21 protein-coding genes and 1 CRISPR repeat array are annotated in these 21,177 nt (G+C 41.5%); of the genes, 1 reads left to right on the forward strand and 20 read right to left on the reverse strand.

Features of this window, described 5'->3' with window-relative positions; all coding sequences use genetic code 11:
• The first annotated feature begins 159 nt into the window (after positions 1-159).
• A CRISPR array of direct repeats spans positions 160-2,823; the repeat unit is 30 nt; unit sequence ATTTCAATTCCTACTTGGTGCGATTAGAAG.
• Between the two features lie 213 nt (positions 2,824-3,036).
• From cas2 to cas6 (B3763_RS07220), 9 genes are all read right to left on the reverse strand, one after another.
• Positions 3,037-3,300 carry a CRISPR-associated endonuclease Cas2 gene (gene cas2 / locus B3763_RS07180; protein WP_286745192.1) on the reverse strand — a complete coding sequence of 88 codons (264 nt, stop codon included), beginning with the start codon at positions 3,298-3,300 and terminating at the stop codon, positions 3,037-3,039.
• 1 nt (position 3,301) lies between these two features.
• On the reverse strand, positions 3,302-4,306 hold the full coding sequence (gene cas1b, locus B3763_RS07185; RefSeq protein WP_286745196.1) for a type I-B CRISPR-associated endonuclease Cas1b: 1,005 nt from the start codon (positions 4,304-4,306) through the stop codon (positions 3,302-3,304).
• Positions 4,303-4,830, reverse strand: coding sequence for a CRISPR-associated protein Cas4 (gene cas4 / locus B3763_RS07190; protein ID WP_286745200.1), 528 nt, complete (start codon positions 4,828-4,830; stop codon positions 4,303-4,305). The genes cas1b and cas4 overlap by 4 nt, the downstream gene beginning before the upstream one ends.
• Positions 4,820-5,431: a transposase gene (locus B3763_RS07195; protein WP_286745204.1), complete on the reverse strand. Its 612-nt coding sequence runs from the start codon at positions 5,429-5,431 to the stop codon at positions 4,820-4,822. The genes cas4 and B3763_RS07195 overlap by 11 nt, the downstream gene beginning before the upstream one ends.
• A 75-nt stretch (positions 5,432-5,506) precedes the next feature.
• The gene (locus tag B3763_RS07200; RefSeq protein WP_286745209.1) at positions 5,507-6,592 is read right to left on the reverse strand and encodes a CRISPR-associated protein Cas7; all 1,086 of its coding nucleotides are present in this window, start codon (positions 6,590-6,592) and stop codon (positions 5,507-5,509) included.
• A gap of 4 nt (positions 6,593-6,596) precedes the next feature.
• A complete protein-coding gene (locus tag B3763_RS07205) occupies positions 6,597-7,916 on the reverse strand; it encodes a hypothetical protein (protein WP_286745211.1) in 1,320 nt (439 codons plus the stop codon).
• The gene (gene cas3 / locus B3763_RS07210; protein WP_286745213.1) at positions 7,913-10,060 is read right to left on the reverse strand and encodes a CRISPR-associated helicase Cas3'; all 2,148 of its coding nucleotides are present in this window, start codon (positions 10,058-10,060) and stop codon (positions 7,913-7,915) included. Before cas3 ends, B3763_RS07205 begins: the two co-directional genes overlap by 4 nt.
• Positions 10,060-10,668 (reverse strand): hypothetical protein, encoded by a 609-nt coding sequence (locus tag B3763_RS07215; RefSeq protein WP_286745215.1) that lies wholly within the window; start codon positions 10,666-10,668, stop codon positions 10,060-10,062. The genes cas3 and B3763_RS07215 overlap by 1 nt, the downstream gene beginning before the upstream one ends.
• A 38-nt stretch (positions 10,669-10,706) precedes the next feature.
• Positions 10,707-11,369 (reverse strand): CRISPR-associated endoribonuclease Cas6, encoded by a 663-nt coding sequence (cas6, locus tag B3763_RS07220; protein WP_286745217.1) that lies wholly within the window; start codon positions 11,367-11,369, stop codon positions 10,707-10,709.
• A 161-nt stretch (positions 11,370-11,530) separates the two neighbouring features.
• Between cas6 (B3763_RS07220) and B3763_RS07225 the strand changes: the two genes are divergently transcribed.
• On the forward strand, positions 11,531-11,806 hold the full coding sequence (locus B3763_RS07225; protein WP_286745220.1) for a hypothetical protein: 276 nt from the start codon (positions 11,531-11,533) through the stop codon (positions 11,804-11,806).
• Between the two features lie 287 nt (positions 11,807-12,093).
• On the opposite strand, the gene cas6 (B3763_RS07230) is transcribed toward B3763_RS07225, so the two are convergent.
• The 11 genes from cas6 (B3763_RS07230) to B3763_RS07275 form a co-directional block, all read right to left on the reverse strand.
• Positions 12,094-12,930 carry a CRISPR-associated endoribonuclease Cas6 gene (gene cas6, locus B3763_RS07230; protein ID WP_286745223.1) on the reverse strand — a complete coding sequence of 279 codons (837 nt, stop codon included), beginning with the start codon at positions 12,928-12,930 and terminating at the stop codon, positions 12,094-12,096.
• A gap of 336 nt (positions 12,931-13,266) precedes the next feature.
• Positions 13,267-13,683 (reverse strand): BrxA/BrxB family bacilliredoxin, encoded by a 417-nt coding sequence (locus tag B3763_RS07235; RefSeq protein WP_189630834.1) that lies wholly within the window; start codon positions 13,681-13,683, stop codon positions 13,267-13,269.
• A 92-nt stretch (positions 13,684-13,775) separates the two neighbouring features.
• Positions 13,776-14,096 (reverse strand): SUF system Fe-S cluster assembly protein, encoded by a 321-nt coding sequence (locus B3763_RS07240; RefSeq protein WP_286745225.1) that lies wholly within the window; start codon positions 14,094-14,096, stop codon positions 13,776-13,778.
• Positions 14,097-14,129: 33 nt separating this feature from the next.
• Positions 14,130-14,432 carry a four helix bundle protein gene (locus B3763_RS19050; protein WP_353884914.1) on the reverse strand — a complete coding sequence of 101 codons (303 nt, stop codon included), beginning with the start codon at positions 14,430-14,432 and terminating at the stop codon, positions 14,130-14,132.
• A gap of 92 nt (positions 14,433-14,524) precedes the next feature.
• Positions 14,525-14,962 (reverse strand): SufE family protein, encoded by a 438-nt coding sequence (locus B3763_RS07245; RefSeq protein ID WP_189630837.1) that lies wholly within the window; start codon positions 14,960-14,962, stop codon positions 14,525-14,527.
• Positions 14,959-16,206: an aminotransferase class V-fold PLP-dependent enzyme gene (locus B3763_RS07250; RefSeq protein ID WP_286745229.1), complete on the reverse strand. Its 1,248-nt coding sequence runs from the start codon at positions 16,204-16,206 to the stop codon at positions 14,959-14,961. The genes B3763_RS07245 and B3763_RS07250 overlap by 4 nt, the downstream gene beginning before the upstream one ends.
• Before the next feature lies 1 nt (position 16,207).
• On the reverse strand, positions 16,208-17,518 hold the full coding sequence (gene sufD / locus B3763_RS07255; RefSeq protein WP_286745231.1) for a Fe-S cluster assembly protein SufD: 1,311 nt from the start codon (positions 17,516-17,518) through the stop codon (positions 16,208-16,210).
• Positions 17,519-17,520: 2 nt separating this feature from the next.
• The gene (gene sufC / locus B3763_RS07260) at positions 17,521-18,279 is read right to left on the reverse strand and encodes a Fe-S cluster assembly ATPase SufC (protein ID WP_189630840.1); all 759 of its coding nucleotides are present in this window, start codon (positions 18,277-18,279) and stop codon (positions 17,521-17,523) included.
• Between the two features lie 19 nt (positions 18,280-18,298).
• Positions 18,299-18,730 (reverse strand): four helix bundle protein, encoded by a 432-nt coding sequence (locus B3763_RS07265; protein ID WP_286745233.1) that lies wholly within the window; start codon positions 18,728-18,730, stop codon positions 18,299-18,301.
• A gap of 52 nt (positions 18,731-18,782) precedes the next feature.
• Positions 18,783-20,228, reverse strand: coding sequence for a Fe-S cluster assembly protein SufB (sufB, locus tag B3763_RS07270; protein ID WP_189630842.1), 1,446 nt, complete (start codon positions 20,226-20,228; stop codon positions 18,783-18,785).
• Between the two features lie 116 nt (positions 20,229-20,344).
• Positions 20,345-20,812: an Lrp/AsnC ligand binding domain-containing protein gene (locus tag B3763_RS07275; RefSeq protein ID WP_189630843.1), complete on the reverse strand. Its 468-nt coding sequence runs from the start codon at positions 20,810-20,812 to the stop codon at positions 20,345-20,347.
• Positions 20,813-21,177 lie beyond the last annotated feature (365 nt).

Consider the following 21,177-nt stretch of genomic DNA (forward strand, 5'->3'; position numbering starts at 1 on the left):
GGCCGGTGAATACATCATTACTGTGGAGAAATAGACCGTGGCTACGTATGTAGATCAGACAACTATGTGTCTATGAGACTGTTTTTAACAGACTCACTAAAAAGCACTCTCCGATGGGGAGTGCTTTTGCGTGTTAGGATATCTCTCACTCTCAAGCCCATTTCAATTCCTACTTGGTGCGATTAGAAGCATTTGAGTACTTTAAGCAACCTTACTCCTATAAAAATTTCAATTCCTACTTGGTGCGATTAGAAGAATTCATGGCGATTTGGTTGCGGATCTGATAGCCTAATTTCAATTCCTACTTGGTGCGATTAGAAGCATAGAGAAGTCAGTAAACATGCACATTAAAAGAAGATTTCAATTCCTACTTGGTGCGATTAGAAGGCGTAGTTCTAATTTTATCTACCCATGTCTGATCATATTTCAATTCCTACTTGGTGCGATTAGAAGAGTATCTTTAGCCTATAATTATGGCAGCAAAGCCCAATTTCAATTCCTACTTGGTGCGATTAGAAGTCACCGTTATTCCCGATGCCGTAGTCGCCAACTTTATTTCAATTCCTACTTGGTGCGATTAGAAGGTCTCGCAAGCAATAGCATTAAGGTCGTCTATTGTTTTTTCAATTCCTACTTGGTGCGATTAGAAGACATGCTGAAAGTTACATCCTGACCCTGCAATCTTTTTTCAATTCCTACTTGGTGCGATTAGAAGAATGATTGATGCTTAACCCACATAGGTTCAATGCAGATTTCAATTCCTACTTGGTGCGATTAGAAGGCTCAATTTGCTCCCCTTCTTCCGCACCGAAAATCTATTTCAATTCCTACTTGGTGCGATTAGAAGTCTGTAATTGCACCACCTGGGCACTGGTAAAAGCCGATTTCAATTCCTACTTGGTGCGATTAGAAGGTTAATCTTTTCTCCTTCTTGCTTGCTGTTAACAAAATTTCAATTCCTACTTGGTGCGATTAGAAGAATGAGCTTAAATAGATAAAATAATCGCTGAAGCTTATTTCAATTCCTACTTGGTGCGATTAGAAGATTTTTTCCCCTCCTTTCTAAGCCTGCCTGTTCGGTATTTCAATTCCTACTTGGTGCGATTAGAAGGAGCTTCCGCCACCAGGGCAATTCTTTCGGATATTTATTTCAATTCCTACTTGGTGCGATTAGAAGCATTGCAGGCTGGGATTTTGATTGCTATGAAGTGCATTTCAATTCCTACTTGGTGCGATTAGAAGACATTTGTTTTTAGCACAAAGAAACACCTTCCCCCTATTTCAATTCCTACTTGGTGCGATTAGAAGCTTTGGTAGCGCTTAATAAAATCCTTCAATGGTACATTTCAATTCCTACTTGGTGCGATTAGAAGCCCTCAGAAAATCAGAAGAAAGAACTACAACTTCAGATTTCAATTCCTACTTGGTGCGATTAGAAGCGTTTTCTGTAATAGACCCAAAATTCCCAGTACCCGATTTCAATTCCTACTTGGTGCGATTAGAAGGTTAGTAAGCCCGGATCCATCTCCCGAAAATGCAGATTTCAATTCCTACTTGGTGCGATTAGAAGACCGTTCGATTGTGTGCCATACCCTATATATGCATCATTTCAATTCCTACTTGGTGCGATTAGAAGAGAAAGGGGCTTACTGGTCTGAATGAGATAAGCCTATTTCAATTCCTACTTGGTGCGATTAGAAGTTTACCTTCGTCAGAGTATCTAACATTTAACAAGATATTTCAATTCCTACTTGGTGCGATTAGAAGCCCCTGGGCACCTACTTCGGCCAATGTGGTGTATGCCATTTCAATTCCTACTTGGTGCGATTAGAAGTCTTGCTCACTCCGCTCATCTTTTCCAGGCCATTAAATTTCAATTCCTACTTGGTGCGATTAGAAGTATTCGATCAGCCATCGACCATGGACTGGCTTCGATATTTCAATTCCTACTTGGTGCGATTAGAAGGCCTTGCGTCTTTTTAAGGTCTACAACTTTACCTATATTTCAATTCCTACTTGGTGCGATTAGAAGAGTGTTAATACCTACCCATGGTTGCCCTGCTGTGAGATTTCAATTCCTACTTGGTGCGATTAGAAGTTGATCAGGTATTTGAAGCCCAGAAAGGTGTGACAGATTTCAATTCCTACTTGGTGCGATTAGAAGAGGCCGAACTCTCAGACCTAAAGGATGTACTTTCAGATTTCAATTCCTACTTGGTGCGATTAGAAGTAAAAAGCTCTACAAAGACTTTGGTCTTACCAAGCATTTCAATTCCTACTTGGTGCGATTAGAAGCATCTTCATTAAACACTTCAAATACCAGCCCGGTTTATTTCAATTCCTACTTGGTGCGATTAGAAGCACATTCTTATCTGTTTCGTTGAAAATCTCTTCAAGATTTCAATTCCTACTTGGTGCGATTAGAAGTCAGTTACGCTGCCTACAAAACGGGTCGCAAAAAAGATTTCAATTCCTACTTGGTGCGATTAGAAGAAAGCCAAATTGCAGGCTGCCCGAACTGATAGAGCTATTTCAATTCCTACTTGGTGCGATTAGAAGAAAGCTGTTAGAACTGTCTGTTCTTGCCGCATTAGGATTTCAATTCCTACTTGGTGCGATTAGAAGAATAATCACCTGATCATATCCGTAATCCTGACCAAATTTCAATTCCTACTTGGTGCGATTAGAAGCATTCAATTGATGATATATCAATTGAGGTCTAAGCATATTTCAATTCCTACTTGGTGCGATTAGAAGTCTATCTATCTGGTTTTGACCGGGTGATTGAAATATATTTCAATTCCTACTTGGTGCGATTAGAAGGCGTGGGTTCGACAACGAAAATAGACCTTTTTAAACTATTTGGAAGGGTGTATGTGTTGATTTTTTGGCTAGGCTATTGTCGATCGGCAATAACCTGTTTTTGACTGGGCTTCGACAACCCCCTAATTATCTGTCTGGGCAAAGGTTAGAGGGTATTAGGGGAGGTACTGCCTAATCAAAGGGAAGGGTGTTGGCCCATCGACAACCTAAACCTTAAATAAAGTTATCCAGACGATTTTTTTCATGACCTACGATTTCCTTTTCCAACCACTTTTCATCACGACTTTTGAAAACTATGATACTATCTTCTTCGGGTTTCATGAATTTTTTGGCCTTAAAAATAAGTTCCTTCAGTTTTACTTCGGTAATCTCGCCCTCAAAAACAGAGTTCTGTATCCATATCAAATACTGCCTACAAAGCTTGAGCATTTTGGCCACCCTGCGTTCACCAATATCATATACTAATACCACATACATTTTACCACCAAATTTTAAAAGGTTCGTACTTTTCTATTTCCAATATGTGTTTGCTAAGCTTGTAGCATTCCAGTTTTACCAGGTGTTTGTAACTTACATTCTTTTTAAGGGTACGGTGGTGAATGGTTTCGTTCAGGCGGTCTTCGAATGTTTTGATGAATGTTTTTTTGCCTGCTTCCTTTAGCAGCACTTTGTTCATGTGGAAGTCGAAATCCTTCGACTGTATTTCCTTTTTGTTCAGTACCCTAAAAATGACCCTGTCTACCAAAATTGGTTTGAAGATTTCCGCAATGTCTAGCGCCAAGGAGTATCTTCTAAAGCCAGGCTCATGCAAAAAACTGATGGTTGGGTTGAGCTGGGTATGGTAAATTTGGTCGAGGCATTGGGTGTAACACATCATGTTGCCGAACGATACCAATGCGTTTACCTCATTGAGAGGAGGTTGTTTGCTGCGACCTTCCATGGCATGGTCATTCAAAATAATGTCAAAAGCTGTATAATAGGTTTGCCTGATATTACCTTCTATACCCATTAGCTCTGGTATGTTTTGGGTAGAACCAATTTTATCGCTCAAAGCATTGATCATGCCTATCTGTTGGTGTACATCTTTTTGCCTGTTGAGGTAATATCGGAGGTTTTTTAAAATGTTGAAGGCTGCTCCTTCTACCAGTTTTTTGGCCAGTAAAAGCCGTTTTTCCGGGTCTGCATAATGCAGTGTTTGGGCAATCTGTACTTTTCCGGCCAAAAGATATTCTTTGGGTTGAAAGCTGCCTGTGTAGTGTTCGTAATAGTCGAAAAAGTGCACGCTAATGCCAGCTTTACCCAGAAAATTATAGAGGGCTGAGTTGGCATCCAGACTACCGAAGCAATAAAGCTCAGATACGGCTTCCACAGGAATGTACTTTGGAGTACCTTCATTTCTCTTTTCGTCCACAGGAGTAAATTTTAACGTATGGTCTTTGCGGCTTAGCCTGCCAGGGTTGAACAGGTAGTAGGCTTTTTTCATAGGGGTTCATTGATATAACAGAAATCGTGGTAGCTGCATTTTTTGCAAATGGGCTTGTTGAGTAGGGTAGGGCATAGCGCAGAGTTCAAAAGTACAACAATATCTCTGAGCCATTGGTGGATGGTATTTTCATCTCCATTCTCCCATTCAACGGTCTGTCTTTGTCGAGACTTAGGATATTCAATTATGGCACTGGCTCCTTGAATTCCATTTTTGTGAAGCACATACAAATAGTACTTCACCTGAGCTATGTGGGCTTGTTCTACCTTATTGGACTTTTTTACCTCATGTATGATCTTATTCTTGGGGTCATAATGGTCTATTTTTACCCCATCTATTTCGAGTTCTGTGTATTTGGTGGCACGATCCTGATAGCTGCTTTCGCCAATTAGCTTACCCTCTGCCACAATTTCTGAATTGTGCTCCATGCGTATGCCGTGATGAAATAGCCAAAGCTTGCGTTGGCAGGTATGGAAGTACGCAATATGTGTGGCAGTTATGGGCATTACTGGCTTAGAATTCAAAGTCGGTTAGAAGGTTTCGATTGCTTACGCCTAGGTGGAATTCGAGAAATTCTTGTTGACCGCCAAACCAACTTAGGCCTTCGGTTTTGGCAAGTTTGGTTGGTTTGCTGCCTGTATAGATTTTCCAACTGCTATGAGGCCAATCGGCAGCGCTGTTAACAAAACCGTGATTTACCGGATTGTTGTGTATGTAGGCGATAAGGGTGGAAAAATAAGTATTGGAGTCGATTAGTTTTCGATGGAACCTTGGGATAAAAAGACTGCCTTTTCTATTGAACATTCGGTTGTAGGCCTGGGTATAGCCATTGAACAAATGAGAGAATTGGCGGCTGATCGTGTTGGATAATTCCATCCCTTCAAGGGCTTTGAACCCTTGAAGAGATGATAAAATCTCCCTTCCCCTTATTCGCACCATCAAATGCAAATGATTGGGCATAAGGCAATAGGCAAAGGTTTCAGCGATAGGGTATATATATGTGGCGTACTTTTCCAGAAAATACCGATAGTTTTCATCGGAACGGAACAGATCTTCGCTTCCATTGGCATGAGTGTAGACATGGTAAACTCGTTCTGGCTCTAATGGTATTCTATGGTCTGGCATGGTGGTGCTATTTCAATCAGACTATCAGGTTTTAAAGTTTTGATGGCCTGAGTGTATTCAAAAAAAACCTTATAGTTATCTGTTGGTTTGGGGAATCTGATGCTCATAGTCATAGTGAGACATTAGGTCAATGAGTTTTTGTTCGGCTTTTTCAAGGGCATCTGCAGTTTCGCCTTTGGTTAGGATATATCCCCCTGCTTGAAGGGTAATGAAGGTTTCAACGCCTTTTAGGTTTTCGTCTACAATTGGGTCAGCTTTTCGTGAGTCTTCCTCAGAAAGCTTAGCTCGTATACTACCTGCCACCAGATTGGCATTATCGCTGATGGCTATAGCCAATGTATCCATCAAGCTGAATGTTCTTGATTGGTTGGAAGTAATTCTCCAATTGATAATGGCATGAGCCAGGCCAGCAATCCATTTTTTTCGGAGCGATTGAGGGGCTACCAGACAAGGACCAAATACATTTTCCGATTCTACCCAGCCTTCAGCTTTAAGCTTTTCGATGGTTGCCTCAGACATTTCCGGCTCATTGGAATTGAGGCTCACTGAGAACAATCTTCTTAGGTCAATAGCAATATCAAAGACAAAAAGCCCGGTGGCTCTGTCGGCTGGATTAAGCCATTTCCTCCCGAGGCTTCTGTCGGTGTTGCCCTCAACTTTCAGCAGTTCCTCGATCTCAGTCTCTGAAAGTTCCTTACCATCAGCTCCACGAATGATTACTTTGTTGTTAGGACGGTCGCTACGATCATAAGTCCCGGCTTCTCCACCTCTGATATCAATCCCAGCTAATAGCGGGTGAAGGGCTCTCATAGCGGAAATCGATAATGGACTTCTTCTCTTGAGTGTCCTTTCACCACCCCCCTTAATTGCTTTCATCCAGCCACCAAAAAGTTGATCAGGGTAAGTAGGATCACAAGTTCCGTAAACTTCACCTTCACCTAACTTCTTCTGCTTATCAACATCAAAAAGGAAGGTGGTGGGAGACGGAGCAATATTAAGACTTTCACAAACGGATTCAAGTAAGGATCTTTTCACCTGTTGGCCACTCGAAAATGGAATGGCTCTGCCGAATTGCTGATCAAAATACGTCTTTTGACCATTTGCGACATTAAAAACTGTGTGCTCGGCTCTTTTGAGGGTGCGAATGTAAATAGTGTTCATTTTTTTAATTGGTTTTTCGTTGTAGATAGGTATAGTCAAACTTTAGAAGTGTGCTGAAATAGACAAATTCCTCATTAGTCATTAAATGGATTTCATTTTTTAATTGCTTAATGTCTTCCAGGTTTGTTTCATCTGCATCTGACACTATTGTTGTCAAGTGTTCCAAAAACTCCTTTTTGGATTTTGTCTCAAATAAATTCTTGTCAATAAGGGTAATTCTAGAGTTCCCTTTACCACCATTGCGATACGACTGAATGACCTTGGCCATTTGCATCGTATAATCTGTGATTTCTTCTTTGTTTTTAGATAACATCGCTATTAACCAGGTTTTATATGCTTGATAATTTATTACATCTTCGTCCTTTTTTATTGAGAAGGTCTTTCCTTCTTTCATGTATTTGACCAGGCTGTCTGGTCGGAGTGCTAAAAGCCCGATGCTGCCCAGTTCACAAGCTCGCTTGATGTGCATGCCGAATAGGCTTTCGAACTCTTTAGGATTAGAATATTTCCCCCCAAATAGCTGCTTGTAAACATCCTTTAGCCGTGTTCCCGACTTAAACTGAAAAGGAATGAATCCAATGGTTTTGTTGGTTTGCCCAAATCCATAGACATATCCCATCATTTCTGTTTTAGGAAATTCTTGGGATACGCTAAAGAACAGTTGAGACCAATTGACTGTGTTAACCTCTGCAAGTGAAGCATTTGCTTTAAATACTCCATTGTTTTCTAGTTCTGAAAAATCAAAGTCCTCCCTGTATTTGTCCGGATCCATAGAATAAGTTAGCCACTGGCCATTCCAGGTGTTGATTTGGTTTCCTCTTAGCTTCTCCAGCGTAGGATCATTCAGATATTTCCGGTAAATCTTCCATCCTTCATAGGTTTGGAGAGTAATTTCAGCATTGTCAAATAGAATGGTGAACCCTCCTGCTACTCCTATACCCAGGCCACTCCCTATCCATGACAGATATACTTCGTCTTCGTCAACCGGGATTGCCAGATCGCTGACCAGTCCCGATGTGCTGGCATATTCTTTAGCCTCGGAGGCTGGGAAACCCAAAGCAAAACTGGCGTCCGGCATTTCCTTCCCCGCCTTCTCGAAAAGTGCTTCAAGCTTTTCTATCCGTTCTTGCTCATTCAGCAGGTGAGGTTTTTGACCGGACTTCATTTGGACAAATGGTGAGTTTGTCACCCATTGCATGTATTTTGTATGGTTATAAAACAACTGCCAGTATTCCTCTTCAAAGAACTCCTTTGGAGAAAAGTCTTTCCCGTACTTTTCATTGTAGGCTTTCAAAAATGTTCTTCCAACTACTGATGTGATCATAGCATTTGGTTGTTTACATCAAAATTTAATTCCCTGATTAGCTTCACGTCCAATCCTGATTCGAAGCTATATGCCTTGTCTGGCACTATAAATGGCCGATTACCTTTTAGCGATTGTCGCATATTTTTTACACTGAAATACCTCGTGGGAATTTCCATATGGAGTCTGGCGCCAAAACAGGAGTCGTTGTAAGCAGCTTCATCTCCTTCGGTGATGCAAGAGACCGAATCAATATCAAGCAACTCAAAAAGGATCGACTTACTCCTGTGCGTCAACTGGTCGATACGGATACTTCCATCTGCTTTGAAAACGGCATGTTCCTCTATGTTCAAAAAATCGATCTCAGGAAACACCTGATCTATCTTCTGCTGCAAGTGCCGTTCTTTAAGTATTTCCCCATCAGGAAGTACTCCGAAAGTCCGCTTCAGTACCTCCAGATCATACGGTTTGGCTTCACGCTCACTTTCAGGAGGAGTGATGACGTAGACAGGTTTTGTTATGCCGATGGTTTCTTGAGACCGCTTGCGATTTACACGTCCAAACCGTTGGATTAACGCATCGATGGGTGCGCACTCGGTGATCATCACATCAAAGCTGATGTCCAGGCTCACCTCTACAATTTGAGTAGACACTACAATACAAGCCCTATTGCTCGTATTATATTGTCCGGTCGGATTCCCCTCGTCATCCAGACCGATCAGTTCTTTTTCTTTCAGGTTTCTGTCTCCTCGCTTGAATCGGCTATGTAGTAGCAAAATATCTGTATCCGGATATTGCTCAGTGAGTGACCGGTAAACATCCTGAGCATTCGCAACCAGATTACATACCACCAGTACTTTTTCGTGCCTGTCAATTGCCTTTTCAATGATCGGCCTGGCCTCATCAAATGCTTGCAATTTGTGGACGGTGTGTCTGTCAAACTGATCCATTTCTTCATCTGAAAGTTTCACCTCACATACATCATCACCTAACAGGTCTAGGATTTTCGCATACAAAGAAGTTGGCATAGTAGCCGTGCCAATATGGATTCGGCAGTCAATAGACCTAAGGATTTCTACCAGTTTCAACACAATAGCCTGGGAAACACCTGTATAGGTATGGATTTCATCCAGAATAATATCACAGCCCTTTAGATCAAGAAGAAGGGCTTCATAGCCTTTCATACCAAAAGCAATAGCGGCTAGTTGATGCGGGGTTAGTATCTTGATTGAGGAACCGAACATAGATTGTAACACAGACTCTTCCTCTGAGCCTTTTCGTTTTACTATGCTGGAAGAAGCATGAAGTATACGTATGTCTAAATCGGGATTCGTATCCCTTAAATCTTTTGCTAGGCGCTTGTACATGGCGTTTATGGATGCCTGAAATGGGAGCGTATAAAAAACTCTGCCTTGTGTGCGTTTGAATAAAAAGTCTGTTTTACCTGCTCCAGTACAAGCTACTACTATGGTGTGCTTTTTATCTGAATGGGTTTTTTTTTCTGATAACGGATAAAGCTTGTGGGTACGGTTGAAAAAGCCAAGGTCTGGGATTCTAAAAGCATTACTGAGGTGCTTTTCTGTATCATTGATAAGGGCAGAGGCAAAATGATCAGCTCCCATCAAAACACCACGCCATTCTGAATATCCCCGTTCTTTGGTCTTTCTCTTACAGAACCGGATACTCTGTGTAAGGTTATCTCTGGCTGTTTCCTCGTTAAAAGGGGAGCAAATTATTCCCAGTTCATTTAGCAAACTAAAAGCCCTCGGACTCCACTCATCCCATTTCCCAATGTGAAAGTCTTCGTAATCATATCCTTTTTCCAGATCAAGAAGCCCTTTGTCCCCTGCATCATTTCTGACTGATTTATGATGCCCTACTACCATTTCAATTAAAGCCTCATATTCAGCTTCGGGGAAAACGGATAAAAAGAGGAGGGAAGTTATTTCATGACGAAACGTGTTACCATTACTATCCCTTTCCTTCAACCGTTTTTGGAAGCGCGGATGAGCCTTTCCAATGTCATGCAACACAGCACCTTTAAAAGCCAACTGGTCATCCATGTTCAAATGACGGGCAAAGACCTGGGCCGCACTGGCTACATGCAGTAGATGATCTTTCAAAGGAGTCCATTCCGGGGCAGATTTGGCAAAGAGTTGATCCATTAGTAAGCATTTACAGGTTGGCCTACTACTCTTATCCACCCATACATTGGCTGCTGGGTTACCCGATGATACCCAACCAAAAATGACTTCTCATTTTTTTCAAAGACCAATTCGTAACCAGGGAAAAGCTCCTCATTAACTTCAAATTCTTGCTTTGTTGCCTCAATTATTTCCTCTGGAAATATTAAATCCTCATTTCGACATAGGCATACGTGTTGTGAATGAGCTATTTGTGCTTCTTCCATTGTCTTAAATGCCAGATGTAGCACAGGGTTTTGAAGAAGACCCCTAATTAATATAGCGGTTGGTCTTTTAAAATGAAACTGTGAGCCTTTTCGAGTTGAGTTCCATCCCCTGGTTTGAATAACTTCTTGTTGATTTGTAATTTGATCGTAGTAGAGTCTATGTCCAACGATTTTTTGTATACCATTGGAATTCAATAATTTGGGGAAAAGCTTCTTCTCTATCCCTTCGACTATTGAAGGTGTTAAGAACTGTTGACTAAAGGTTTCGATATCCCTAACGGCAGTCCAAGGCTTAATGAAACCAAATGGGCCTGAATATTTTACAATATGGTAGTTCATTCTTTTAAATTTTCTAACCTCCAAGGTTCTTAAGACCTTAGAGAGCTTTTGTGTGTGATTGTTCAGTTTAAAGCACCAAATCCAATACCCGTACTATGCCCAACCCCCACATTCCAGACAAAGGCAATTTGTTCTGGTGAACCTTTTACCATCACTGGACATATACTTGCTCTGTTTCCGATGCCCTTGTAATTAATCAATTTGGTATGGGCCGATCGATAGTCGGGATCAAATGAAATAGACATTCCTGTCGGGTCTATTCCTGCAATATCCATTTTCCTTTGCATGGATCGTGTAAGTACCTCATTGGCTTCTGGGTCGTTATAAAGACAATGCTTTACACGGGTTTCTTCTTTGACCTTGATCAAGATAGGGCTTGCTACCGAAAAATATTCCTCATCTCTATCAAACACAGGCGTATCTTGTATTCTGATCTCTTTCACCAGCATTCCGGCAAATAATTCGGGCTGACCCATTGCGCCTTTCACGATTTGTTTAGCCAACCCTTCATCATGAGCACTGATGAAAAAACTGGCTCCCTTTGAAAAGCAAAGCCCGCCATTTTCCTGCTTTCCCCCTTGTAACCAAGAAAATGAGTAAAGAGATGTAGTTCCGTGTATTGCATTATTAGTTCCAAGCCATTTATGGATGGTTCCTACTAATAGGGGCAAGTGGTCAAAAGAGACGTGATTGTAATTAGCTGAGGTGGTTATTAATATTCTCATATCCCTAATATAAGGTATTATTGAATTTATTAACTATCTTTAGCAAAGAAATCGTACTTATTAAGAGAATTGAAACAATATCAGGTAGTATTGACGAAGTCAAATTAAAATCGAACCCTTGAGTAGGGAATAAAAAACAATAACCATACATAAGAACTGTTATGAAGTTTGAATATGACCATAGAAACCTTAGCCTGTCGCTTTTACACCAAATTGGTATCCGCTCTACAAGGGAATTGGAAGAGGTGATAGAGTGGGAGTATTCGTATTGTGAAATTGCTGAGTACTTCTTAGGGTTTCCTGTGTATCTATTTTCAGGACTAACTAAGGAGTGTAAGGGAATAGAGATTGCAGTTACGTTTGACCGTTTTGGGAAGTTTGTAACTCTCGATGCAAAAGTTGCCGATCGAAATAAATTGTATTTTCTCCTCAAATAATTTATCAGTCGATTTTGTTCGATTGAAGTAATGTGTTTTGACTTCGAATAAGTATCTTTGAATATGCCTGATATAAATAGCACATTCATTTCTCCTGATTTTAAGAACCCATTTACAGGGCCTGAAAGAGAAAAGGTTTGGCAAGAACTCAAGGAAAATGCGACTCCCATTTCGAGGGATAAGGTTCTGAGAAGGGCCGAAGAACTTCGAAAAAAATCCATTAAACGATAATTACTTTGTCTTTCCATATTTTGAGTTTCTCTTGATTTCTCTCATCATTTGTTACTCTAACTCTCTACACAGTATTTCTCTAGAGATTTTAATGTTTTCTGATAGCTTTCTTCGTTCACCTCTACACAACCAAAGCCTTGGCTATTTAAATGGCCAAAACCGGCATGGTAGCCAATTTCGTGGAGGTAGGTAGGCATGGTTAGTTCAAAGTCGAAGATATAAGCAATCATTTTGGTCGCCTCTGGGGTAAAGGCCTTGAGTGTTACCCCGTTTTTCTTGATTTCGCCTTTGGTCTTGAAAGCAATTTCTGCATGGTCTTCCCATAGTAAGCTGGTATTAACCGTGGTGGTGAATGCGCGTGCTTTGTTGAGCAGGTTACTGATTAGTATTTTAGCAAACTCTTGGTGGGTAGGCGACAGATAATCTTCTCCACCAGTAATCCTTTTTCTTTTCAATAGTACAGGAGAGATACAGGTGTAATGCATGGTTTCTGAGAAATAGGCTGGGGCTTGCGCTTCAACCAGTCGAATGGTATAGTGTGCTCCTGATATTTTGTCTCCTATATATAGGCTGGCTTTTAAGAATACGCCTTTAATAAATTCTTCGGCTGCTTTATCAATTAAAAAAGAAACAGTCAGCGTGGCATTTAGCCCAACATGTTCAATTCGGCCATTCTCTTTATGGATTTTATAGCCTTCAAAATTGAGCCTGGAAAAGGTGAAAAGCCTAAAGGGTTTATTGTCTACAACATATCCGGTGTTATGCAGATATCTTGCAAAGTTGGAGTCGCCCTGATCTATAATCCTATAGATGGCTGCCGACAGCTCGTATTGGTAGTTGATAGGTATAAAACCTGGCTTGCTGGTTCTTTCCAGAAGTAATCTAAATCTCATTGTTTAATAAGTATAATAAATACGCTCCGGGAAGGGGTAGTGTGTGTATACAGGAGTTTAAGATGATTGAATTGAATATAAATAAAAATACCTAAATCTTGGTATTTATAAAGGTGCATAGAAATAAAAAGAGGGCAATCTATAGATTGCCCTCTTTCTGTTCTGAATGATTGAGTTACTTCAGATGTTTAGGTTGATTCAATTTTAAACATCTTTTGGCAACTGTTCAATACCCTAAATGGGGGTGAAGTGTTAATAGCAAGGGTTTTTGCCATTGCTTAACGAAACTTTGTATGCCAACAGCAAAATGATGGCTGCACAAAATTTGAAAATAAATTAGCAGTATTCCTCGAATACATCGGCCAGGTGGTTGCCTATAACTTCGGCCGACCTTCCTTCGATGTGATGTCTTTCTACCATGTGTACCAATTCACCATCTTTGAAAAGCACCACTGAAGGTGAAGAAGGTGGATAAGGTAAGTGGTATTCTCTAACCTTAGCGGTGGCTTCAATATCGCCTCCGGCAAAAACGGTCATTAAATGGTCAGGCTTCTTATCGGCCAGCTTAAGGCCCATTTTTACTCCCGGACGGGCGGTTCCTGCGGCACAACCACAAACTGAGTTAATGACGATGAGCGTGGTGCCTTTGTGGTCTTTGAAATGCTCTTCAACAGCTTCTGCTGTTTTTAGCTCGGTAAAGCCTGCATCGGTTAGCTCTTGTCTAAATGGAACCAATAAATGCTCTGGATACATATCTATAAGTTTTAAAGTTCTATGTTTTAAGTTATTTGTTCATTGTTCAAAGTTCATTGTAAAGCGGCCTGAACCAGAAACTTTGAACTAATCTACATGAAGCCAAGTTCCAGCTTTGCTGCTTCAGACATCATGTCCATAGTGAAAGGAGGGTCAAAGGTGAGTTCCAGTTCAACTTCATTTACTCCTTCAATAGCTTTTACCTTTTCCTTTACCTCATCGGGCAATACTTCTGCAGCAGGGCAGGAAGGAGAGGTTAGCGTCATCAATATGTAGACGTTGTTTACCGGGTATACATTAATCTCATAGATCAACCCCAGTTCGTATACGTCCACAGGGATTTCAGGGTCATAAACAGTCTTTATTGCTGCTACAACCTCATCTCTTAATCCTTCTTTTATTGCGTCACTCATTCCTTCGTAATTTTCAATGTGTCAAATTCCAATTCAGAATTTGTTGCTTGTTGCAGAAAGAATTCGCTGAAGTTCTTCTGCTTTTTTGAGAAGATTTAATCTTGTCTTCTCAAATCCAACCTCGTTGTGAGTTGAAACCCAATTCAGCCAATAAATAGTTTCTTTGGCTTCATTTCTCGCAATCTTTAACCGAAACTTGAAATTCTTGTCTCCAAGTTTCTCATTAACCTTGATATAGTTCGCACCAATTAAGCCCGATGCTCTTATCAGGTGGTTTTGAATCGTCCTTATGGGCTCAGTCAATTGTCGAGTTTTGAACAAAACCCAAGATACCACAGGCAAAATTCAGCACTCTCAATATCTAAATCCTATGGCTTATCCATAGATGCTGCGTGTTTATCTAATCCCTGTTGGAACTTGATGCTTTACTATTGACTTTTTACTTGCGTTGCAAACGCGAGTCCGTAAATCTTCATTTGCTTGATCATTGCCCCAAGACCATTGGAGCGCTGTGTACCAATAAATCTGTTCAGACCCACTTTATCGATAAAAAACAAATCGGCATCCACAATTTCTTTAGGGCTTCGGCCAGAAAGTATTCTTACCAAAATGCTAACTAATCCCTTGGTAATAGCTGTATTGGAATCTGCCTTAAAATGAATTTTATCACCTTGCAGTTGCGCGTCAAGCCACACTTTAGACTGGCAGCCTTTCACAATGTTTTCTTCAGTCTTCTTCTCTTCTTCCAGGGGCTCAAGTGTTTCACCCAGTTCCATTACATAGCCAATGGTCATTTCCATGTCTCCATCCAGCATGGAAAATTCTTCGATTATTTCGTTCTGAACGTCTTGAATACTTTGACTCATGGCTTCAGTTTCTTGATTATGTCCTTTAGGGCACCAATGAATACATCAATTTCTTCGATGGTGTTATAAACGGAGAAAGAGGCTCTAGTAGTTCCTTCTATGCAGAATCTGTCCATCAGAGGCTGTGTACAGTGGTGTCCCGTACGTACGGCAACGCCTTTGGCGTCCATCCACATGCCCAGATCGAAATGGTGTATACCTTCGACCACAAAAGATACCACACTCACTTTATGAAGTGCTTCTCCAATAATTTTTACCCCTTCAATATTTTTGAGTTGTGAGGTAGCATAGGTGAGCAGTTGTTCTTCGTACTGAGCTATATGCTCTTTACCTACACGATTAATAAAATCGATAGCGGCTTTGAAGGCCACTACATCGGCAATGTTGGGGGTTCCGGCTTCGAACTTGTACGGGATGTCATTAAAGGTGGTCTTTTCGAAAGAAACCTCTTTGATCATTTCACCACCTCCCTGGTATGGAGGCATTTTCTCCAGCAACGACCGCTTACCATAGAGAATACCGACACCTGTGGGACCATACATTTTGTGAGCCGAAAAGGCATAAAAGTCAGCGTTGAGTTGCTGAACATCTATGGGGAGGTGAGACGATGCCTGCGCACCATCGATCAGCACCTTTGCTCCCCGGGCATGAGCCATTTCAATAATTTGTTTTACCGGGTTAATGGTACCCAACGAATTGGAGGCGTGGTTCACCGCTACCAGTCTGGTTTTGTGAGACAATAGTTGACTGAAGGCGGCTATATCTAGGTCGCCATTTTCCATTACAGGGATAGCTCTTACTTTAGCTCCTTTTTCTTGGGCTATTAGCTGCCAGGGTACAATATTGGAGTGATGCTCTAGTCCGGATACTATGATTTCGTCTCCACTCTGGAGAAACTTTCTGCCCCACGATGAGGCCACCAGGTTGATGGATTCTGTTGTGCCTTTGGTGAAAATAATTTCTTCGGCTTCATTGGCATTAATAAAAGCCTGCACCGCTTTGCGTGTGTCTTCAAAGGCCGTTGTAGAGCGCTCGGCCAAAGTATGTATGCCGCGGTGTATGTTGGCATTATCTGCTTCGTAATGATGCTTCAACGCGTTGATAACCTGAAGAGGTTTTTGGTTGGTTGCGGCATTATCGAAGTAAACCAGAGGTTTTCCGTTTACTTGTTGATGAAGTACGGGAAACTCTGCTCTTATGGCTTCTATATCGAGTTGCGTTGATACTACTGAAGTATCTGACATATTATTTCTCTAATCTGCTGGTAATGATTGCCTCTACATAGGCCTGAATGGCCTCAATTTCAAGGTTTTCTATAACATCGCTGGCAAAGGCATGCAAGAGCATGGCCATGGCTCTGTCTTTTTTAATACCGCGGGCCATCAGGTAAAAGAGGGCGTCTTTATCTAATTGACCTGTAGTACATCCATGCGAACACTTTACATCATCAGCCCATATTTCCAGCTGTGGTTTGGTGTTCACCGTAGCATCGTCTGTTAGGAGTATGTTTTTGTTAGACTGAAAGGCGTTTGTTTTTTGTGCATCTTTTCTCACAAAAATCTTTCCGTTGAAAACGCCTTTCGATTGATCGTCCATAATGCCTTTGTACAGCTCGTTGGAGAGCGCATTAGGCATGGTATGATCAACGGTGGTGTGATTGTCTACATGGGTTTTACCGGCTAACAGATACAATCCGTTCATATTGGCTTCACAACCTTCGGCATTAAGCTTAATGTCCAGATTGTTTCTAACCATGGCACCATTTAGGGCGATGGTGTTGACCGTAAATGTGCTGTCTTTGGCTTGTGTTACATGTATGTTGGATATGTGGTAGGAGGTAGGGCTATCGTTCTCAATTTTGTAGAACTTGGCATTGGCACCTGCAGCCACCTCAATCTCATTCACCACGTTGCTAAAACCGGGTTCTGCTGCAAGGGTATCCACTTTTTCGATAATGGTTACCTGAGCATTTTCTCCAACACGAATCAGGTTTTTGGCCTGAACGTCAGACGACCGCGTATTTATGAACTGAATAAAAACGGGCTTCTCTATAACTGCATTGGCCTTTATGTCAATAACAGCTCCCTCGTTGGCCAGCACGGCATTCATGGCTACAAATGCGTCTTCCGTGCATTTAGAAAGTTTGTCGAAGTGTTTTTCTGCCAATGCGCTATTGCTGGCAATAGCATTGGAAAGGGTAGAGAATGAAATACTATTCTCTTCAATTGTATCGGAAAACTGCTCTGAGAACTTTCCGTTTATGAAGGTTATGTAATAAGCCTCAAGGCCTTCGATTCTATACTTTTCAACATCCCCTTGGTTTACCTCGGTACTTTCTTCTTCCATGGAAAAGTTAATGTGCTTTTCCAGGGCCTTGGTAAGGTTGGTAAACTTATACTCTTCTGCCTTGGCATGGGGTAGCCCATTCTGAACGAGATGGTTGAGAGCTTTTTCGCGAATCTCGGCTATAGCCGTGTTGCTGGTAAGCTGCGGCCGTGATGCCTCAAACCTTTCAGAGAGTTTATCTATGATGGATTGTCCTGCGAATTTCTTCATATTTAAACTGCGGCTTCAGCTTCTTCTTTAATCCAGTCGTATCCTTTTTCTTCCAGTTCGAGTGCCAACTCTTTGCCACCAGATTTCACGATTCTTCCTTTGTAGAGTACATGCACAAAGTCTGGCACAATGTAGTCCAGAAGTCTTTGGTAGTGAGTAACTACTATGGTGGCGTTGTCTTTAGACTTTAGGGCGTTTACTCCATTGGAAACTATGCGCAGCGCATCAATGTCGAGACCTGAATCGGTTTCGTCCAGAATAGAGAGTTTTGGCTCCAACATGGCCATTTGGAAGATTTCGTTGCGTTTCTTTTCTCCTCCTGAAAAGCCTTCGTTGAGCGATCTACTCAATAGCGACTGGTCAATATCTACAAGCTTCATTTTTTCCTTCATTAGCTTAAGGAACGAAACTGCATCCAGTGGCTTTTCACCTCTGTGCTCTCTCACCTGATTGATGGCAGTTTTCATGAAGTTGGTTGTGCTCACTCCCGGAATTTCTACCGGATACTGAAACGCAAGAAAAACACCTTCTCTAGCCCTTTCATCGGCATCCATATCCAGCAGGTCTTTTCCGTCAAACGTTACTTCTCCACCGGTTACTTCATAATCTTCTCTTCCGGCCAATACAGAGGCTAGCGTACTTTTACCCGACCCGTTAGGTCCCATAATGGCATGTACTTCACCTGCTTTTACCTCCAGATTGATGCCTCTCAGGATTTCCTTCTCCTCAATTTTAGCTTGTAGGTTTTTTATGCTAAGCATTTAGTTCACTGTTTATAGTTCAAAGTTTAAGGTCAAAACCGTAATCAGAGGCTTCTTCCTCAACTTTATACTTACTTCCTTTTAAGTCTGTGTTGTATAAATATTTGATAAACCCATTGATCATTTTAGTAACCAACTCAAGCTTCTCTAGAAGTTCATTACTTTGGTCAATGGTAGTATAATTTCTATCAGTAGCCCTTATTACTTTTGACCGGACTTCAGCGCAAAATCCCCTGGCAACGGTCAAAAACTGCCTAAACTCCTTGTTTCCACCTCTACCAAAACCTTCTGCAATATTATCCATTATTGAGCCTGAAGCTGGGTTGACCTGATTTTTTAAGTCATAATCTTTTAAATATGAATTGTTATATAGAAACTCAAAAACAAGCTTATCCAAAACTCTGGCTTCCTGCCAGACCTTCAAATCCTCTATTTTGTTAATTAGAGCCATGCAATTGAGTCTATGAACAATAAACTATGAATTAAAAACCACGAGCCAGGAGTTACCCTACCGATCCTTCGAGGGTTAGTGCCAGCAACTTCTGAGCTTCTACGGCAAACTCCATTGGCAATTTATTCAATACCTCTTTGGCATAGCCGTTCACAATCAGGGCTACAGCAGACTCTTCATCAATACCTCTTTGTTGGCAATAGAAAATCTGATCTTCTCCAATTTTTGAGGTTGTGGCCTCATGTTCAACCTGGGCCGAACTGTTTTCTATATCTATGTAGGGGAAGGTGTGGGCTCCACACTTATCGCCCATGAGCAAAGAGTCGCACTGAGAGAAGTTCCGAGCATTGGTGGCTCGTTTCATTACGTGCACCTGTCCGCGGTAGCTGTTCTGCGAGAACCCGGCCGAAATTCCTTTAGAAACAATTCTAGACTTGGTGTTTTTACCAATATGAATCATTTTGGTGCCGGTGTCTGCCTGCTGATAGTTGTTGGTAACAGCTACAGAGTAGAACTCACCCTGAGAGTTATCTCCTTTTAGTATACAAGAAGGGTATTTCCATGTTACGGCTGAGCCTGTTTCTACCTGTGTCCATGATATTTTGGAGTTATCACCTTCGCAAATCCCTCTTTTGGTCACAAAGTTGTAAATACCACCCTTGCCATTCTTATCGCCAGGGTACCAGTTTTGCACGGTAGAGTATTTTACTTCGGCATCTTTGGCTGCTTTGATTTCTACCACGGCCGCATGCAATTGATTTTCATCGCGCATCGGGGCTGTACAACCTTCCAGATAACTTACATACGAACCTTCTTCGGCAACAATCAGTGTTCTTTCGAACTGACCGGTATTGGCGGCATTAATTCTAAAGTACGTAGAGAGTTCCATTGGGCAGCGAACGCCTTTCGGAATGTAGCAGAAGGAGCCATCGGAAAAAACAGCCGAGTTAAGCGCTGCAAAATAGTTGTCGGTCTGAGGTACAACAGAACCCAAGTGCTTTTTAATGAGCTCCGGGTGTTCCTGAACGGCTTCTGAAAACGAGCAGAAAATAATGCCCAGCTCAGAAAGCGTTTCTTTAAAGGTAGTGGCAACCGACACGGAGTCAATAACTGCATCTACGGCCACACCGGTGAGTCGCTTTTGCTCGGTTAGTGAAATACCAAGTTTCTCGAAAGTAGCCAGAAGCTCCGGATCTACCTCGTCAAGCGATTTGGGTTTTTTCTTTTGTTTGGGCGCAGAATAGTATTTGATATCCTGATAGTCAACCCTTGGGTATTTTACATTGGCCCAATCAGGTTCTTCCATTTTTTGCCAAATCCGGAAAGCCTTGAGTCGCCATTCCAATAGCCATTGAGGCTCTTCTTTCTTGGCAGAGATAAAACGGACTATATCTTCGTTCAACCCTTTTGGAGCTTCATCAGCCTCCAAATCCACGGTCCATCCGAACTCGTATTCTTTGGAGGTAAACTCTTCAAGGATTTGATTATCGTCACTCATACAATCTTATTTAGACTGGTTTTAAACACAAAGTTACAACCTATCCACCGAAGTAATGGTTTCCTGACAGAGAAATTTCCCAATACTTTATAGAGGATGTCAATAGTGCATCACCGTCAGACGTCTAACTGTATACTTCTGCTCAATGTTTCTTCGAGAATTACAAAGGTTTCGGTTCGCTCTATTCCATCTACTTTCTGAATCTTATCATGCAGTATGTTTTTAAGATGGTCTGTATTCTTGGCATATACTCTAATGAACATACTGTAGTTACCTGTGGTGTAGTGAATAGATGTAATTTCCGGAATTTTCACTAGCTGACTGGCCACACGGTCGTAAAGCGAACTTTTAGAAAGGAATACTCCCAAAAAACTACTGACCGTATAGCCCAGTTTATTCAGGTTAAGATCGAGTGAAGCACCTTTAACTACTCCCATCTTTTCGAGCTTATTCATTCTTACATGTACTGTTCCGCTAGAAACGAAGGCCGATTTGGCAATTTCTGTGTAGGGTTTCTTGGCGTTGTTTTGAAGCAGCGACAGTATTTTGAGGTCTACATTATCGATTTCGTAATTTTCCGGCATATCAGCTTTCTTAGATTATTGAATTTTGAATCAAATATACATTCTATTAATTAATCTGTAATAATTGCTTTGTTTTGTTATTGATGTTTTATTCAAATGAAGTTTTGACCTACCTTTGAATCACATTCAAACGGAATAGTAACAGAAAAGAATGTTTTACACTGTAGGATGACGAAACAGGCAGCCGTGCCCTCCTTTCTCGAGGGTGGAGACTCTGGGATAAAGCCAATCGGCCTAACCTCTCCGTGAAGGTTCGAATCCTTCTCCTACAGCATGAATAAAGTGATGAATCTCTGGATTCGAACGGTTCGAAATCGCAGCGTAGCGGAGATTCACGAGGGGATGAGGGCGTGCTTGTGGGTACG

Origin of the sequence: Roseivirga sp. UBA1976, assembly GCF_002336325.1 — a bacterium.
GTDB classification, from domain to species: Bacteria; Bacteroidota; Bacteroidia; order Cytophagales; family Cyclobacteriaceae; genus Roseivirga; species Roseivirga thermotolerans.

Excerpts from the sequence above, each read along its gene's own strand:
- cas2 (WP_286745192.1), bottom strand. The coding sequence starts at position 3,300 with ATGTATGTGGTATTAGTATATGATATTGGTGAACGCAGGGTGGCCAAA.
- B3763_RS07275 (WP_189630843.1), bottom strand. The coding sequence starts at position 20,812 with ATGCCGGAAAATTACGAAATCGATAATGTAGACCTCAAAATACTGTCG.
- B3763_RS07245 (WP_189630837.1), bottom strand. The coding sequence starts at position 14,962 with ATGAGTCAAAGTATTCAAGACGTTCAGAACGAAATAATCGAAGAATTT.
- cas6 (WP_286745217.1), bottom strand. The coding sequence starts at position 11,369 with ATGAGAATATTAATAACCACCTCAGCTAATTACAATCACGTCTCTTTT.
- B3763_RS07240 (WP_286745225.1), bottom strand. The coding sequence starts at position 14,096 with ATGAGTGACGCAATAAAAGAAGGATTAAGAGATGAGGTTGTAGCAGCA.
- cas6 (WP_286745223.1), bottom strand. The coding sequence starts at position 12,930 with ATGAGATTTAGATTACTTCTGGAAAGAACCAGCAAGCCAGGTTTTATA.
- sufD (WP_286745231.1), bottom strand. The coding sequence starts at position 17,518 with ATGAAGAAATTCGCAGGACAATCCATCATAGATAAACTCTCTGAAAGG.
- B3763_RS07250 (WP_286745229.1), bottom strand. The coding sequence starts at position 16,206 with ATGTCAGATACTTCAGTAGTATCAACGCAACTCGATATAGAAGCCATA.
- sufC (WP_189630840.1), bottom strand. The coding sequence starts at position 18,279 with ATGCTTAGCATAAAAAACCTACAAGCTAAAATTGAGGAGAAGGAAATC.
- B3763_RS07195 (WP_286745204.1), bottom strand. The coding sequence starts at position 5,431 with ATGCCAGACCATAGAATACCATTAGAGCCAGAACGAGTTTACCATGTC.
- cas1b (WP_286745196.1), bottom strand. The coding sequence starts at position 4,306 with ATGAAAAAAGCCTACTACCTGTTCAACCCTGGCAGGCTAAGCCGCAAA.
- B3763_RS07225 (WP_286745220.1), top strand. The coding sequence starts at position 11,531 with ATGAAGTTTGAATATGACCATAGAAACCTTAGCCTGTCGCTTTTACAC.
- cas3 (WP_286745213.1), bottom strand. The coding sequence starts at position 10,060 with ATGGATCAACTCTTTGCCAAATCTGCCCCGGAATGGACTCCTTTGAAA.
- B3763_RS07205 (WP_286745211.1), bottom strand. The coding sequence starts at position 7,916 with ATGATCACATCAGTAGTTGGAAGAACATTTTTGAAAGCCTACAATGAA.
- B3763_RS07200 (WP_286745209.1), bottom strand. The coding sequence starts at position 6,592 with ATGAACACTATTTACATTCGCACCCTCAAAAGAGCCGAGCACACAGTT.
- sufB (WP_189630842.1), bottom strand. The coding sequence starts at position 20,228 with ATGAGTGACGATAATCAAATCCTTGAAGAGTTTACCTCCAAAGAATAC.
- B3763_RS07235 (WP_189630834.1), bottom strand. The coding sequence starts at position 13,683 with ATGTATCCAGAGCATTTATTGGTTCCATTTAGACAAGAGCTAACCGAT.
- B3763_RS07265 (WP_286745233.1), bottom strand. The coding sequence starts at position 18,730 with ATGGCTCTAATTAACAAAATAGAGGATTTGAAGGTCTGGCAGGAAGCC.